The sequence below is a fragment of the Frankia canadensis genome, assembly GCF_900197875.1.
Classification (GTDB): Bacteria; Actinomycetota; Actinomycetes; order Frankiales; family Frankiaceae; genus Frankia; species Frankia canadensis.
The window spans coordinates 1-14903 of sequence record NZ_FZMO01000312.1; the positions used below are offsets into that span (position 1 = coordinate 1).

A 14903-nucleotide genomic window follows, 5' to 3' on the forward strand; every position below is an offset into this window, starting at 1 on the left:
CGCGCGGGCAGCTCCTCCCCCTCCCCCGCCCAGACCGACGGCGACATGGGCAGAACCGCCGGCCTGGGCGGGGGCGGGTGTCGAAACGGGCGATCTCGGCGAGGGACTGGCCCGCGGTTGCGACCATCGCCTCGTAGAGCTGTTTGCCTCGTTCAGCGGTGGCGCCGGTCGGGTCGCCGATCGTGCCGTCGGTGCCGAAGTCGTCGCTGAGCCAGCCGAACGACACCGGCCCGCCGAAGCGCACCCGCTCGTAGCCGGTCAGCTGCTCGGGCACGCCGCGCCGGGCCAGCTCCAGACGGACGAGCTCGGGGCGCAGGTGCAGCAGCAACGACGTCTCGTCGAGGCCGGCGTGGATGCCCATGCCGAGTTCGGCCGCTGGTGAGTCCCCGCCGTGGTCGGCGGGCAGCGACGGGTGCATGACGAAGGTGCGCAGGCCGTGGGCGAGGCGCGCGTCACGGGCGGCGACCTGCAGCAGCGCGCTGTTGCCACCGTGGCCATTGAGGTACACCAGCCGGTGCACCGGGGTGGTCGCGAGGCACCGGGCCACGTCGTCGAGCACGGCTAGCAGGGTCGTCGCGGACAGCCACATCGTGCCCGCCGACCAGGCATGCTCGTTGGATTTCGAGTAGGCGAGCGTCGGCAGCAGCCACAGGTCGTGAGCGTCACCGAAGGCGTCGACGGCGTCGCGGGCGAGGGTCTCGGCGACGACGAGGTCGGTGGACATCGGCAGGTGCGGACCGTGCTGCTCGATCGAGCCGATGGGCAGGACGGCGACCGCCCCCGGCGACAGCCCGGCCGCCTCGGGCCCACGCAGATCGGCGAAATGGCGCTTCACACCCGCTCCTTCTCGTCCACCAGGACCCGCTCGTCCGCCCTGGCCTGCGCAGTCGGCCCGGCTGGTGGGACCGGCGCGGTCCGTCCGTCCACCGGGGCCTGTACGGTCGCGCCTGCCTGCCCGGTCGCACCGCTCCCCGAGGGGAGCAGGGGGAGGACGTCGCGGCTGAACCGTTCCATCTGCTCGCGGACGCGCGGGTAGGGGTCGCCGGGCATGCCGGGGAAGATGACCAGGTCGGTGAGGCCGAGCAGGTCGTCGAGCTCGGCGATGTGCGCGGCGACGTCGGCAGGGGTGCCGACCGCCCAGGGGCCCTGGGCCATCGAGTCCTCCAGTCGGGGGACGAAGTCGCCGCCGGCGGGTAGTCCGTCCGGGCCGAGGTAGCCCCGTCCCCAGCCGTAGGGGGCCAGGAAGCGCCAGAACTCGTCATGACCCGGCCGGACCAGGTCCATCGCGGCCTCGCGGGTGTCGCCGACGGCGACGTTGAGCACGAGCATCCGCCGCTCGCCGCGGGTCAGCGGATGGCCGTGTACCTGCGCGAACGTGGCCGCGAAGGCGTTCCAGTCGGCGGCGAGGCGCCTGCGTTCCTTCAGCCAGAACACGCCCCCGAGGCCGCGGGTCGGCACCGCGCGCAGCGTCGGCGGGCTCGTCACCGCCTGCCACGTCTCGTACGGGTGGCGCGGACGGGGGACGAGGGTCAGCTCCCGCGTCTCACCGCCGCGGTCGGGGATGCCGGGTGGCGGGAGCTGGAAGTGCCGGCCGTCGTAGCGGAACCGTTCGGTGGACAGGGCGAGGTGCAGGACGTCGAGGCTCTCCTCGGTGATCTCCCGGTTGCGGGCGTCGGCCGCCGACGCGCTCGGGTTGTCGTAGGAGCCGACGGACAGGGTGCCGGCGGTCAGCGGCAGCATCTCCCGCGGTACGGTCCCGCGGCCGACGCCGAGGATGCCGCGGCCGCCGGAGAGGTTGTGCAGCACCGCGAAGTCCTCGGCCAACCGCAGCGGATGCCACTGCCCGACGACGTTGAACATGGTGCCGATCCGGATCCGGCTGGTCCGCGCGGCGAGGAACGCCGAGAACATCAACCCGTTCGGCACCACCTCGTAGCCCTCGTGCTGGAAGTGGTGCTCGGTCAGCCAGAAGCTGTCGTAGCCGAGCCGTTCCGCGAGCTCGCCGCAGGCCAGCAGTTCCCGGTGGGCATGCTCGAAGTCCTCCTGCCCGTAGCGCCGCTCGGTCGGCTGGGTCCCGCCGACCCCGGCGTCCGCCATCTCGACCCCGCCGAACAGGAACACCCCGACCCGCACGCGACCTCCGCAGCAGAACCCCGATGTTGATGGAATCAACATCCCGACGAACACCCATGTTGCTGCCCCCCGGTCACACCCCCGTCAGCCCCGCATTTCCCCCACGCAAAACCTGAGCCCAGCGGACCGCGCAGACCACAGACGCCGAGATCCCTCGCAGGGCGACGACCTCCGCGTCCGCGGCGCCTCGGTGGGAGAGCGGTTGCGATCCCTCGTAGGGACACCGACGACCGAAGATCAACCTGAAGCTCGGACGGCGCGTCGGGGGTGGTGGGGGGACTGCGGTGCGCCGGCGGTCTGACATCAGCTTCTCGGGGCTGCGCCCTCTTTGTGAAACCTTGCGATGACTATCGAAACTCGATAGATTCCCATCGCGACTCGATGGAAGGGTGGGGGTCATGGGGAAGCTGACGGTGGGTGCGCTGCGCGCCGTGCTCGTGGTGGTGCTCGCCGGCACCGTGTTCGTACAGGCAGGCATGGTGTGGGCGCTGGTCAGCGGAAGCGATCCGGAGGACGGGGCGCTCCCACTGACCCCGCTGCGTGTGGTCACGATCCTGGGCATGGTGTCGGTCCAGGTCGCCCTGCTCGCCGTCTGGCGGCTGGTGACGATGGTGCGACGCGGAACCGTGTTCTCCCACGCCGCCTTCCGGTATGTGGACGTCGTGATCGGCGCGATCGTCGCGGCCGCCCTCGTGTGGTTCGCGGTCACGGTCCTCAACGCGCCGGGCCAGCGGGAGGACCCGGGCGTCAGCCTCATCATGGGCGGGGTCGGCGTGGCCATCCTGGGAGTCGCGCTCCTCGTGCTCGTGCTGCGGGCGCTGCTCGCCCAGGCCGTCAAGCGCGACGTCGAGGCGTCACAGCTGCAGGCCGAGCTGGACGAGGTGATCTGATGCCGATCGCCGTCGACATCGACGTGATGCTCGCCAGGCGCAAGATGTCCGTCGGCGAACTCGCGGACCGCGTGGGCATCACCCCCGCCAACCTGGCGGTGCTCAAGAACGGCCGCGCCAGGGCGGTGCGCTTCGTGACCCTCGCCGCGCTCTGCGAGGCGCTCGACTGCCAGCCGGGCGACCTGCTGCGCTGGGAGCCCGAGGAGACCACGGACAGATGACATGCCCCCGGCGCAGGCCACCACCTCACGTCGCGGCTTGGTCCGGTCAGGTGTTTGACCCGGTCAGGCGTTCTGTTGGACAACGACGAGACGGGTCTGCTCGCCGTCGAGGCTGCGCCAGCGGTGGCGCGCTCCCCCGGCGTAGTAGATGCTCTCCCCGGCGCCGATGACGTGCAGCGCGCCGTCCACGTCGACCTCGATGAGGCCGGCGACGACGTAGACGAACTCCTCGCCGTCGTGCTGGAAGTAGTCGTCGAAGGCGGTCGGCGCGCCGACGTACTCCGACGGGAGCATCGCCCGTTCGCCGCGCACGAGGCTGCGCACCGAACCGCCCGGTGATTCCACGGCCACCGTGTCGCGACGGACGACGCTGACGGCATCGGTGGGCGGCGCACTCGCCGCGTCGGCGGCGGCCATCAGGGCCTGGGCGCTGGTGCCGAGCGCGGAGGCGATCGCCGTCAGGGAACGCATGCTCGGCCGGGCCAGGCCGCGTTCGAGCTGGCTGAGGAAGGGATGGCTCAGGCCCGCGCGGCCGGCGACGTCGACGAGGGTCAGGCCGAGCGCGTGCCGCTGGGCGCGCACGGCCCCGCCGAGGCGAACGCCGACGTCCTCGGTGAACGACGAGGTCATGGCACGGATGGACGGCCGAGGAGTACGGCCGCGTCCAGCAGCGCGCGGTCCGCGCCGGGCGGTCCGATGAGGGCCACCCCGACCGGCGGTGGGCATCCACCCGGACCGCCCGGGCGGGTGGGCACCACGCAGCTCGGCAGTCCATACGCACTGGCCACAACGGTGCAGCCTAGTGTGGCCTGACGCCAGGCGTCCCGGGCCGGTCCATCCGCCGCCCGAAGGTGCCCGGGGCCGGCCGTGGCCGGGCGCACCAGCCAGGTGTCGGGGCCGAGCCGGTCGAGCAGCCGCGCCCGCCCGTCGGCGATCACCCCGGTGGCCGCGCGCAGCATGTCGGCGTCGACGGTGGCCCCGAACCGGAACCGTCCCTCGACGTCGGGGGCGAGCGCCCCCGGATGCGCCTCGATCCAGGCGCCGTGCAGCTGCCAGGCCTGCGCGGCCTGCACCGCGCGGAACGCCGCCAGCAGGCCCGGCACATCGTCGTCGTCGCGTACCGGTCCGACGACGAGACGCACGCCGAGCGCGTCCGCGAGCCTCGCCGCGACCGCCGCGGTCCGAGCCGTGCCGTCCGGCGCCGCTTCCCGCGGTGCGGCGACGACGAGCAGGCGGGTGGGCGGGCACGGGTCGTCGGGCGCGGGCGGCAGCAGGACGTCGCCGACGCTGCGCAGCACGTCGGGTTCGGCGGCGAGCCAGCCGACCGTGTCGAACGACGGGGCGAGCCCGACCAGGCCGTCGACGGACACGGCGCCGTGCGTCGGGCGCAGCCCGAACAGTCCGCACACCGAGGCGGGCACCCGGATCGACCCCGCCGTGTCGGTGCCCAGGCCGACGTCGACGAGCCCGGCGGCGACGGCCGACGCCGGCCCGCTGGTCGACCCGCCGCTGACCCGGTCCGGGGCCGCCGGATTGGGGGGTGTGCCGTAGTGGACGTTCGTGCCGGACAGGGAGAACGCGAGCTCGTCCGTCTGGGCGATGCCGGTGATGGCCGCCCCGGCGGCGCGCAGCGCGGCCACGGCGGCGGCGTCGGCCGGCTGCACGGGAGCGCCGGACAGGTAGGTCGGGTTGCCGGCGCCGATGCGGTGGCCGCCGACGGCGAACAGGTCCTTCACCGCGACCCGAAGCCCGTCCAACGCGCCGCGCCCCGTCGGTGCCAGCAATGGATCGCCGCACTCCCGCCAGACCGCCGAGGACGACCCGTTGAGGGCCACACCCGACGCGCCGACCGCTGGCCGCGACGCGCCGGTGGTCGGCGACGCGCCCGTGGTCGGCGACGACGCGACGACAGCGGTCGACGACGGTCTCGCGGTCGGGCGGGCGCCGACCGCGCTCACCCACCCACCGCCGGGTCGGTGGGTGTGGGCGCGGTGCGCATCGGGGACACGCAGGCGGCGATGACCCGCCAGCTGCCGTCGTCGTCGCGAGCCCACACCTGGGTCTGGGTGCTCAGGCCGATGACCTGGCCCTCTGGGCCAAGCCGCTCGTTCGTCGACACGGTGACGACCGTCTCCCCGGGGCTACGCACCACGTGCAGGTCACGCAGCCGTCGTGGCCCCGGGGTCGGGCGGGCGGCCCGGAAGGCGGCGAGCGCCTGCGGCCCCACCACGGGGCCGTCAGGGTCGACCCGCACGACGCCGGCGTGCGACGAGAAGGACTCCCGCTGGCCGGCGACGTCGTCCGCCATGAGGGCCGACTCGTAGCGGGCGAACGCCGCCGCGAGCGCGGGGTCCAGCACGGCGAGGTCCGCGAGCGCGGGATCCGGCGCGGCGAGGCTCTCGCTCCCGGCGAACGCGGTGGGCACGACGAACGCGGTGGGCACGACGAACGCGGTGGGCACGGCGGGAGCGCTGGGCACGGCGGGAGCGCTGGGCACGACGGGCGCAGCACTGGGCGCGGTCGGTGCGGCGGGCGCACTGGGTTCGATGGGTTCGGGGATGGGTGGGCGCAGGATGCTGAAGTCGGCGAAGTCGTGGCGCAGGGCGGGACGGCGCAGCAGGTCGGTACCGAGGCGGCCGGGCGCGCGGCCGGCGGCGACGTCCTCGAAGGCGTCGGCGGCGCGGCGCAGGAAGTCGGGGCCGACCCGGTAGCGCAGGGTGTGTGCCGGGTAGATCTCGCGGATGGCGCCGTCGAGGCGGCGTTGCAGGGTGCGCAGGGTCGCGGCGAAGACGTCGACGGCGGCGTCGGGCATGTGCACCCAGAAATCGCCGGTGATGAGCGTGTCGCCGGCGAACAGCAGGCCGGCGCGCTCGTCGACCAGGCACAGCGAGTCCGGCGAGTGGCCGGGGGTGTGCAGCACGGTGAGCGTGCGTCCGCCGAGGTCGAGGCGCTGGCCGTCGGCGAGCGGCGTCGGTGTGGGCCCCGGCGGCACCGTCCAGTCATCGGCGGCGGGCGGCAGCGGGCGCGGCGTGGTCTCGTCGGTGAGCAGGTGGAAGAAGCGTTCGTCGTCGGCGCGCATCCGCTGGTAGGCGGCGTACTGGTCGCGGGCGACGGCCAGGTAGGCGGTCAACCGGTCGGCGGGCACCGGCGCGGTGACGGCGGGCGTGGCCAGCGGATGGGCGGCGACCTCGTCGAACAGCCAGTTGCCGCCGCGGTGGTCGTCGTGCCCGTGGGAGTTGACGGCGAGGATCGGGCGGTCGGTGAGCGTGCGCGCCGCGGCGTGCACGTCGGCGAGACCGAGGCCGGTGTCGACCAGCACGGCACGCTCGTCACCCTCGATGAGGAAGCAGTTGACGTGTCCGGGTTCGCCCACCAGCCAGGTCCGGGCCACGAGCGGACGCAGCGCGAACCACTCCCGCGCCGCCAGCGGGGCACGACCGGACAGGACACCGTCCGATCCCGCGGTCATCGGGGGCCGTCCGCGGCGGGCAGGGCGGCGAGGACGGCCCGGTCCTCGTCGTCGGTGCCGGCCAGCGGCCCGCGGCGGACCATCGCGGCGAAGCCGTCGTCCGGGCACATCAGCGTCAGCGCGTACATCCGGCCGGACCCGGTGTTGGTGATGTGGTGCAGCGACGTCGGCGGAAGGACGAGCGTGGCACCGGCGGCGACAGATGTCTCGACGCCGTCGCACACGGCCACGCCGCTCCCGCGCAGGAACACGAACAGCTCGGTGGAGGCGGGATGGCTGTTCGGCGGCTGCGCGCCACCGGCCTCCCACGCCTCCAGGATGACCGTCACCGGCGACACCTCCGGCCCGGCCAGCACCGCCAGGCGCACGGTGTCGCCAGCGCTGATGTGCCGCATCTCCAACGTGTCCGGTTCGATCAGGGTCGCCGGAACCGGCGAAACCGGCAGGACCGCGGAAACCGGCGGAACGGCTGGCGTCGACATGGGCGTCAGCTCCCCGCGATGGTCGTGGCCGCGGCCGGTAGTGCCATGCCGGCATGGGCGCCGTCCAGGGCCGTCGCGTCAACCGCGGGCGGGTCGAGGGCGGCGACCAGCGACGTCGACAGGGCGACGAAGCCGAAGCACTGGGCGACGTTGAAGACAGCCGCGTCGTGGCAGAACGGCGGGGAGGTCGTCGCCGCGCAGTCCTCGAGCAGGATGACGTCGTAGCCGAGGCAGGCCGCGTCGGTGAGGGTCGCGAGCACGCACTGGTCGGAGTTCACCCCGGCGAACAGCAGCGTCGTCACGGCGAGGTTGCGCAGCACCGAGTCGAGCGGGGTGTCGAAGAAGCCGCTCATCCGGTACTTGTCGACGTGGAGGTCGCCCGGCTCCGGCGCGAGCTCGTCGACGATCGCCGCCGACCAGCTGCCGGCCTGCAGCGTCGGGCTGCCGCCGGGACGCGCCGGCGCGCCGAGGCCGCCGCTCTCGCCGTCGGGGTCGTAGACGTGCCGCACGCCCGGCGGCACGTTCGCCAGGTCCGGCCGGTTGCCCCAGTTCAGCCAGATGACCGGCGCACCGGCCGCGCGCAGCAGGGGCAGGACGCGGCGCAGCGGCTCGATCGGCCGGCGGGCGGGCGTGATGTCGACGTCGATCGAGGCGAGCCAGCCGTCGGGATGGCAGAAGTCGTTCTGCATGTCGACGACGATCACCGCGGTGCGGGTGAGGTCGAGGGTGAGCCGCTGCGGACGCGCGTCGACCGTGACCGGCCGCGGCACGACGGGCTCGCGGCGCAGATCCACCCGACCGGCCGACACCCCCCACGAGTTCCTGGACGCCCCGATCCGGATGTTGGCCACGCCAACACTCTCCAGCCAGCGCTTTTCCCGCGCATTGCCTGGCCGTTGCGCCTCGATGCCGACCCGGGACCACGCCGTCGGCGCGGGCCGCGTCGACCTGCACATCCGCTGGCCGTACACGACCACCGACGGTGCCTGTCATCCCACGCTCCTGCGTGGCTGATCCGGTCTGGCGGTAACACCGGCGTCATCGGGGTGTGGCAGGGTCCCTCGCCGTGAAACTGCTGCACAGCGGGGTTGACGTGGCCACCGACGCGCCGTACTTGCCGGCGCGGGCGGACGAGGTCGCCTGGGGGTTGCTGCCGAACGCGGCCAGCCGGCCCGTCCTGCGGGTGCCGTCCGGCGGGGCCGTACGGTTCGACACGATCAGTCACGAGGGGCTGCTCGTCGACCAGGGCAGCGATCCGCGGGCGTTCTTCGGCGCCGTGGGGATCGCTCCCGACCAGATCCTCGACGACGCGCTCGCCCTCGTGGACGGCGGACGCCGCCACCAGCCGGACACCGCCGGCCCGCACGTCGTCACCGGGCCGGTGGCCGTCAGCGGGGCGCGCCCCGGCGACGTGCTCGAGGTCGAGGTGCTGGAGCTCGACCGCCGCGCCCCCTACGGCGTGATCAGCAACCGGCACGGCCGCGGCGCGCTGCCCGGTGAGATGCCGATCGCCCAGCGGAACCTGCCCTTCGGCGCGACGGTGCCGCCGGTGTGCCTGGTCGCGCACGCCGAGGGCGACGCCGGGGTGCTGCCCGTCGGGGACGGTCGGGCGATCCGCTTCCCGCTGCGCCCGTTCCTCGGGATCATGGGCGTGGCGGCGGCCACCGACCATCCGGTGCACTCGGTGCCGCCCGGGCGCCACGGCGGGAACCTGGACATCCGCCACCTCGGGGTCGGAGCCCGTCTCTACCTGCCGGTGCAGGTTCCGGACGCGTTGTTCTACGTCGGCGACCCGCATTTCGCCCAGGGCGACGGCGAGGTGGCGCTGACCGCGTTCGAGGCGCCGCTGCGGGCGCTGCTGCGGCTGACCGTGCACGCCGACGACGCGGTGAGCCGCACCGCCCGCGCGCTGTCCGCGCCCTGGGCGGGCACGGACGCGCTGCACATCGTCGCCGGTCTCGACCCGGATCTCGGCGAGGCGATGCGGGAGGCGACCCGCAACGCGGTGGCGTTCCTGCGCGAGCGGTACGCCCTGCCCGCGCCGGTGGCCCTCGCCTACCTGTCCGCGGCCGGGGACTTCGCCGTCAGCCAGGTTGTCGACCAGGTCATGGGCGTGCACTGCTGCATCCGCAGGGCCGACCTGCACGGCGTCGACCCCACGCCGCCGCCCTTCGACGACGGGTTCCCGCCCGGCGATCCGCTCATCGTGACGACGGACGCCGTCCTCACGCACGGGTGATCTCGTCGGCGGGCGATCGTTGGTAAGAGGGTCGCGGCGGCGGCGCAGCGGATACCCTCGGTACCTGAGCCGTGTCGTGGGTGGCGCGGGGCGAGCGCGGCCAGTCGGCACGCTCCCGCCTCCCGCGGGCGCGGCGGCGGCGCGAGCGCGGAGGGTGGTCCCGGTGACAATGGCGGGGCGGGTGGAGGTTCCGTTGCTGCGCCGGCTGGTCGGGCAGGCGCTGCGCCGCCGGCGGCTGACCCAGGGGCGCACGCTACGTGATGTCGCGGATGCCGCACGGGTGTCGATGCCCTACCTGTCCGAGATCGAGCGGGGTCTCAAGGAGGCGTCCTCGGAGGTCCTCGCGGCGATCTGCCGGGCTTTGCACGTGCGCCTGGCCGACCTGCTGGACGAGGTCCGCCAGGAACTGGCCCGGATCGAGCCGGAGATCGTCCCCGCCGGGGTGCCCGTGGCTCCCCCGGCCCGCGGGGCCGCAGGCACGGGTGTGGCGGGCCGGACGGCCGCCGGCGCCTCGTTCGCTGCCGACGACGGGGTGGTCCCGCCACGGGCCGCCGCCGGTTTCCTCGGCGAGCCCCGGCGCCGCACCGCCGCCGTGGTTGGGGAGTCCGGCCTCCAGGCCGCTCCCACCGGCGCGCTGGTCATCAGCCCGCTCGTGGGGCCGCACGCCGGCGGCGCCGTGACGGGCGGTGTGTGGCTCGGAGGCGCGACCGCCGGCGGCCCGATGACGGCCGGTCCGCGGACCGTCGGCAGCGTGCGTGTGCTCGAGGCGCCGGCGGACCTCGGCCGCTGCGCGCGTTACCAGGCGGTGCTCGGCATCGGCCGTGTGGTCGTTCCCGCCGGGCCGCGAAGCCCCGGCACGCGAGCCGTCGGCACGTGGGTCGACGGCACGTGGCCGGGCATGGCCGGGTCGGCCGCCGGGCGGACCAGGGACCTCGGGCGGCGGCGGGGCCGCGCGAGCTGGCGGCCCGGGGACCTCAGCCGCCGGGCGGCGCGGACGGCGGCGTCACCAGCGCGCGTTTGAGGACCTTGCCGGCGGCGGTCATCGGCAGCTGGTCGCGGAACTCGACGAGCCGCGGGTACTTGTGGCCGGCCATCGTCCGCCGGCACCACGCCACGATGTCCTCCTCGGTCTCGGTCGCGCCCGGGCGGCGCACGACGAACGCCTTGACCTCCTGGCCGTGGCTCTCGTGCGGCACCCCGACGACGGCTGCCAGGCTGATCCCCGGATGGGTCAGCAGCACCTCCTCGACCTCCCGCGGATACACGTTGAAACCGCCCCTGATGATCATCTCCTTGATGCGGTCGACGAGGTAGAGATAGCCCTCGGCGTCGAGTCGTCCGATGTCGCCGGTGTGGAACCAGCCGCGGGCGTCGATCGCCTCCGCCGTGCCCGCGGGATCGTCGAGGTAGGAACGCATCACGTTGTGCCCGCGGATCAGGATCTCCCCCGCCTCGCCGACCCGCGCCGGCGCGCCGTCGTCGCGGACGATCCGCACCTCCACCCCCCACACGGGCAGTCCCACCGAGCCGATCCGCCGCGGCCGGTCGAGGCGGTTGAACGTGCTCACCGGGCTGGTCTCGGACAGCCCGTACCCCTCCACGATCGCGACGCCGAACCGATGCTCGACGTCGCGGAGCAGCTCGGCGGGCATCGGCGCGCCGCCGCAGACGCTGATCCGCAGGTTTCCCGCGATGCGGGCCATGTCCTGATCCTCCGCGGAGGACACCTGGCGCAGCAGCGCCCAGTACATCGTCGGGACGCCGGCGAAGAAGGTGATGGCGGCGCGTTCCATCGTGGCCAGTGCCGCCTCGGGCTCGAACCGGGGCAGCAGGTGCAGCGTCGCCCCGCTGAGCAGTCCCGCGTTGAGATGGACGGTCTGACCGAAGGAGTGGAACAGCGGCAGGCAGACCAGATGCGCGTCGTGCGCCGCCGCCTGGAACACGCGGGTGCACACCTGCGCGTTGAGGACCATGTTGCTGTGGGTGAGCTGCGCCCCCTTGGGGCGCCCCGTGGTGCCGCTGGTGTAAAGCACGACGGCGATGTCGTCCTCGCGGGTCACGACGGTCTCGAACGCGGGGTCGGCGGAGGCCTCGCGGACGAACGCGGCTAGCGTCGGCCAGCCGGCCCGGCCCGGATCGCCGATCGCCGCCGGGCCGCCGCTCGGGCCGGCGGCGCCACCGGCCGCATCGCCGCCGGGACCACCGGCGTCCGCCCCGGCCAGGTCACGGAGGGGATCGCCGGTGATCAGGACGAACAGCTCACAGCCGGGCACCGCGGTGAAGGCCGCGAACCCGGACTCGCCCAGCGGCGACGCGCCGGTGCCCTCGAAGCAGAACAGTGCCCGCGCGGCCGAGTTCTCCAGGTGGTAGACGATCTCGGCGCGGGTGAGCAGCACGCTGAGCGGCACGATGGTCGCCCCGGCCTTGAGGATGCCGTAGTAGACGATCGGGAAGTCGGGCAGGTTGGGGCAGGCGAGGGCCACCCGGTCGCCCGGACCGATGCCGAGGGCGGCGAGGGCGGCGGCGACCCGGCTGGCGGCCGCGTTGAGCCGCGCGTAGGTCAGCCGCCGCCCGCCCAGCACGACGGCGTCGCGGTCCGGCAGGTCGCGGGCGGTGGACTCGAGCACGACGGCGAGGTTGAGCACACGCACCCCCTCCGCTGGCCCGGCCGATCGGGTCAGCGCAGCGACAGGGACAACGACGGAGCGTGGTTAAGGATGTTCTGAAGGCGCTCCCGTAGCAAGGCCGACGGTTCCAGGCCCAGCTCGCGGTCCAGGCGCTCCCGGACGCCGTAGTAGACCTCGACGGCCTCGGCCTGCCGGCCGCAGCGGTAGAGGGCCAGCATCAGCAGGTCGATGATCCTCTCCCGCCAGGGATGCGCCCCGTTCTTCGACCCGAATGGGTCCCGGGCGCTCTACAGCGCCTGTTCCCTACCAAGGAGGAGTTCGTCAGCGAGGACGGCGTGGCCATCGCCTTCACCAACCTCCACCGCACCTTCTTCGGCGAACGCGCGGAGATCGCCCTCGACGGCGAGCCCGCGCACACCTCCTGCGTCGCGTTCGGGCTCGAACGCTGGCTGCACGTGCTCGGCGGGCGCTTCGCCGGCGACTGGGACGCGGCGCACGCCGCCGTCACCTCCTTCGACTCGCCCGGCAGCGCACCATGACCGGCGGGTTCGTGATGCCCGCCGAGTGGGAGCCGCACGAGGCGTGCCTGCTGGCCTGGCCAACGCGGGCGGCACCGTGGGGTGGCGAGGACGTCCTCGCCGACGTCGAGCGTGAGTACGCGGCGATCGTGCGTGCCGTCGCCCGCTTCGAGCCGGTGACGCTCGTTGTCCCACCCGGGTCGGCCGCCCGGGTGCGCGCCGCCTGTGAGGTGCCGGTGGACGTCCACGAGATCCCGATGGACGACTCGTGGCTGCGAGCCTGCGGCCCGATCGTCGTACACGGGCCCGACGGGCGGGTGGGCGTCGACTTCCGCTTCAACTCCTTCGGCGAGCGCTTCCACCCCTACGACCAGGACGACCTCGTCGCGCGTCGGCTCCTGCCGGCGCTGGGTCTGCCCCGCCGGGCTTCCACGATGGTGTTGGAGGGCGGCGCGATCAGCGTCGACGGCCAGGGCACGCTGCTCGCCACCGAGCAGTGTGTGTTGGCCGCCAACCGCAACCCGCGGCTGGACCGGCACGACGTGGAGGCCGAGCTGCGCGCGCTGCTCGGCGTGACCACGGTGGTGTGGCTGCCCTACGGCCACCTCGCCGGGGAGACCGACGGGCACATCGACCACGTCTGCCAGTTCACCGGACCGGCACGGGTCGTCGTCGAGGCCGCCGTGGCCGGTCGTCCGGACCATCCGCGGCTGCGGGCCAACCGGGCGGTGCTGGAGGCGTCGACCGACGCCGCCGGACGGCTGTTCGAGATCCACGAGCTGCCGCCACAGCAGCGCATCCACCTGCACGGACGGGACGCCGTCGTCAACTACGTGAATTCTACATCGCGGGCGGCGGGGTGATCCTGCCGCTGGCGGGCACGGCCGCCGACGACGACGCCCTGGCCGCCGCCGCCCGCGCGTATCCCGACCACGAGATCGTCGGCGTGCCAGCGCGGGCGCTCGCCCTGGGCGACGGCGGCGTGCACTGCATCACCCGGCAGCTGCCCGCGGCCCGTTCGACCGCCAGGCCCCCGGCGCCCGGCCGCGGGCCCCACTGACTGCGCCGTACCCGACCGACCGCCCGCCACCCGGAGGTCAACCGTGCCCACCGCGCGCCTACGGCACTTCGTCGCCACGCAGCAGGAGACGCCGTACGCCGTCCTCGACGTCGATCACGCCCTGACCGCCCACGACCGGCTGGTGTCCTGCCTGGACGCGGCGGTGCAATTCTCCCTCAAGGCCCAGCCCGACCCGACGTTGCTCGCCGCGCCGGTGCGGCGCGGCGCCGGCCTCGACGTCGCCTCCCCCCGGGAGATCGACCTGGCGCTGGCCGCCGGCTGCCCGCCCACGCTGATCTCCCACGGCAATCCGGTGCGCGATCCCGCCGAGATCCGCCATGCGTGGGACCGGGGGGTGCGGACCTTCGCGGTGGACAGCGCGGCCGAGGTGCGCCGCCTGGCACGCGACGCGCCCGGTGCCACGGTCGTGCTGCGGCTCGCCCATGGCGGGGCGGGCAGCGACTGGCCGATGTCGGGCCGGTTCGGCGTCGGCCCCGGGCAGGCCGTCCCCCTCGCGCTCGACGCGGCGGCCGCGGACTCACCATCGCCGGCCTGACCTGGCACGTCGGCAGCCAGCAGCGTGACCCGCGGCAGTGGGACGTGGCGCTCGCGGCCGCGGCGAAGGTGTGGACGGGCATGTGTGAGGCGGGACTCGCGGTGTCGGTGCTCAACCTCGGCGGCGGGCTGCCGGGTTCCTACCGCGAACCCGCCCCGCGGTCGAGGCCTACGGGCGCGTCATCGGTCAGGCGGTGCGGCGTCACTTCGGCGCCACTGATCTCCCGCACCTGGTCATCGAGCCCGGACGCGGCCTCGTCGCCGACGCCGGCGTGACCGTCAGCCGGGTCAGGGCGGTGCTGCCTCGCGAGGACGGCGTGACCTACGTCGTGCTCGACGCGGGAATCTGGAACGCCGGTCTCGTCGAGACCCTCGGCGGCATCGAGTACCGGGTGACCGCGCCCGATCATCCCCCGGACGCCCCGACCCGGCCGGTCACCCTCTGCGGGCCGACCTGCGACAGTCTCGACCGTCTCATCGCCCGCGAGCCCTACCGCCTGCCCCGCGCCCTGACCGACGGGGACCGGATGGCGATCTGGTCCACCGGCGCCTACGCCACCACCCTCGCCTCCGTCGACTTCAACGGCCTGCCCGCGCTCGCGCTGCACACCCTCGCGCCCGCAGGCTGAGCCACCCACCCAGCCCAGGAATGCCGCCCACCGCCTACAGCCATCCGCCCTTGCCTGCGCAGCGCCATCACCTAGATGCA

At 74.1% G+C, this 14903-nt stretch carries 14 protein-coding genes and 3 pseudogenes; 8 read left to right on the forward strand and 9 right to left on the reverse strand.

Translation table 11 applies throughout. The features are described from left to right. Both C1A33_RS21620 and C1A33_RS21625 read right to left on the reverse strand, forming a co-directional pair. Nucleotides 1-835 (reverse strand): creatininase family protein (locus tag C1A33_RS21620; RefSeq protein ID WP_101833223.1); only part of this gene is annotated, 835 nt, incomplete at its 3' end. Continuing rightward, nucleotides 832-2133 carry an LLM class flavin-dependent oxidoreductase gene (locus C1A33_RS21625; protein WP_243407795.1) on the reverse strand — a complete coding sequence of 434 codons (1302 nt, stop codon included), beginning with the start codon at nt 2131-2133 and terminating at the stop codon, nt 832-834. The genes C1A33_RS21620 and C1A33_RS21625, both read right to left, overlap by 4 nt. 398 nt (nt 2134-2531) lie before the next feature. Here C1A33_RS21625 and C1A33_RS21630 point away from each other — a divergent pair, with 398 nt between their 5' ends. After that, complete coding sequence (locus C1A33_RS21630; protein WP_101833224.1) at nt 2532-3023, forward strand: DUF2975 domain-containing protein; 492 nt, start codon at nt 2532-2534, stop codon at nt 3021-3023. Then, entirely contained in the window at nt 3023-3244 is a 222-nt protein-coding gene (locus tag C1A33_RS21635; protein WP_101833225.1) for a helix-turn-helix domain-containing protein, read from the forward strand. Before C1A33_RS21630 ends, C1A33_RS21635 begins: the two co-directional genes overlap by 1 nt. A 63-nt stretch (nt 3245-3307) precedes the next feature. On the opposite strand, the gene C1A33_RS21640 is transcribed toward C1A33_RS21635, so the two are convergent. From C1A33_RS21640 to C1A33_RS21660, 5 genes are read right to left on the reverse strand one after another with little or no spacing between them, the layout of a single operon-like run. Next, nucleotides 3308-3874: a helix-turn-helix domain-containing protein gene (locus C1A33_RS21640; protein WP_101833226.1), complete on the reverse strand. Its 567-nt coding sequence runs from the start codon at nt 3872-3874 to the stop codon at nt 3308-3310. Next, nucleotides 3871-5202: an amidase family protein gene (locus C1A33_RS21645; RefSeq protein ID WP_243407796.1), complete on the reverse strand. Its 1332-nt coding sequence runs from the start codon at nt 5200-5202 to the stop codon at nt 3871-3873. Before C1A33_RS21645 ends, C1A33_RS21640 begins: the two co-directional genes overlap by 4 nt. After that, the gene (locus C1A33_RS21650; RefSeq protein WP_101833227.1) at nt 5199-6713 is read right to left on the reverse strand and encodes an AtzH-like domain-containing protein; all 1515 of its coding nucleotides are present in this window, start codon (nt 6711-6713) and stop codon (nt 5199-5201) included. The genes C1A33_RS21645 and C1A33_RS21650 overlap by 4 nt, the downstream gene beginning before the upstream one ends. After that, the gene (locus C1A33_RS21655) at nt 6710-7195 is read right to left on the reverse strand and encodes a cupin domain-containing protein (RefSeq protein WP_243407797.1); all 486 of its coding nucleotides are present in this window, start codon (nt 7193-7195) and stop codon (nt 6710-6712) included. The genes C1A33_RS21650 and C1A33_RS21655 overlap by 4 nt, the downstream gene beginning before the upstream one ends. 5 nt (nt 7196-7200) lie before the next feature. Beyond that, nucleotides 7201-8046: a cysteine hydrolase family protein gene (locus C1A33_RS21660; protein WP_243407798.1), complete on the reverse strand. Its 846-nt coding sequence runs from the start codon at nt 8044-8046 to the stop codon at nt 7201-7203. A gap of 215 nt (nt 8047-8261) precedes the next feature. On the opposite strand from C1A33_RS21660, the gene C1A33_RS21665 reads away from it, so the two are divergent. Together C1A33_RS21665 and C1A33_RS35910 are read left to right on the forward strand one after the other, a co-directional pair. Then, nucleotides 8262-9434: an acetamidase/formamidase family protein gene (locus C1A33_RS21665; protein ID WP_101833254.1), complete on the forward strand. Its 1173-nt coding sequence runs from the start codon at nt 8262-8264 to the stop codon at nt 9432-9434. A 169-nt stretch (nt 9435-9603) separates the two neighbouring features. Beyond that, a complete protein-coding gene (locus tag C1A33_RS35910; protein WP_207770434.1) occupies nt 9604-10455 on the forward strand; it encodes a helix-turn-helix domain-containing protein in 852 nt (283 codons plus the stop codon). Here the strand turns inward: C1A33_RS35910 and C1A33_RS21675 are convergent. Both C1A33_RS21675 and C1A33_RS21680 read right to left on the reverse strand, forming a co-directional pair. Beyond that, the gene (locus tag C1A33_RS21675) at nt 10409-12079 is read right to left on the reverse strand and encodes a long-chain-fatty-acid--CoA ligase (RefSeq protein ID WP_101833228.1); all 1671 of its coding nucleotides are present in this window, start codon (nt 12077-12079) and stop codon (nt 10409-10411) included. The genes C1A33_RS35910 and C1A33_RS21675 overlap by 47 nt on opposite strands. Before the next feature lie 32 nt (nt 12080-12111). After that, nucleotides 12112-12306, reverse strand: a pseudogene (locus tag C1A33_RS21680) (AfsR/SARP family transcriptional regulator); the annotation flags it as partial. Between the two features lie 90 nt (nt 12307-12396). Here C1A33_RS21680 and C1A33_RS21685 point away from each other — a divergent pair. The 4 genes and pseudogenes from C1A33_RS21685 to C1A33_RS21705 all read left to right on the forward strand — a co-directional run bounded on the left by C1A33_RS21685 (nt 12397) and on the right by C1A33_RS21705 (nt 14823). After that, nucleotides 12397-12600, forward strand: a complete 204-nt coding sequence (locus C1A33_RS21685; RefSeq protein WP_165818518.1) for a hypothetical protein — start codon at nt 12397-12399, stop codon at nt 12598-12600. Between the two features lie 14 nt (nt 12601-12614). Further along, nucleotides 12615-13639 (forward strand): annotated as a pseudogene (locus C1A33_RS21690) (agmatine deiminase family protein). Between the two features lie 163 nt (nt 13640-13802). Beyond that, a pseudogene (locus C1A33_RS38070) lies at nt 13803-14470 on the forward strand (type III PLP-dependent enzyme domain-containing protein). After that, nucleotides 14389-14823 (forward strand): type III PLP-dependent enzyme domain-containing protein, encoded by a 435-nt coding sequence (locus tag C1A33_RS21705; RefSeq protein ID WP_243407799.1) that lies wholly within the window; start codon nt 14389-14391, stop codon nt 14821-14823. The pseudogene C1A33_RS38070 and the gene C1A33_RS21705 overlap by 82 nt, the downstream one beginning before the upstream one ends. Nucleotides 14824-14903 lie beyond the last annotated feature (80 nt).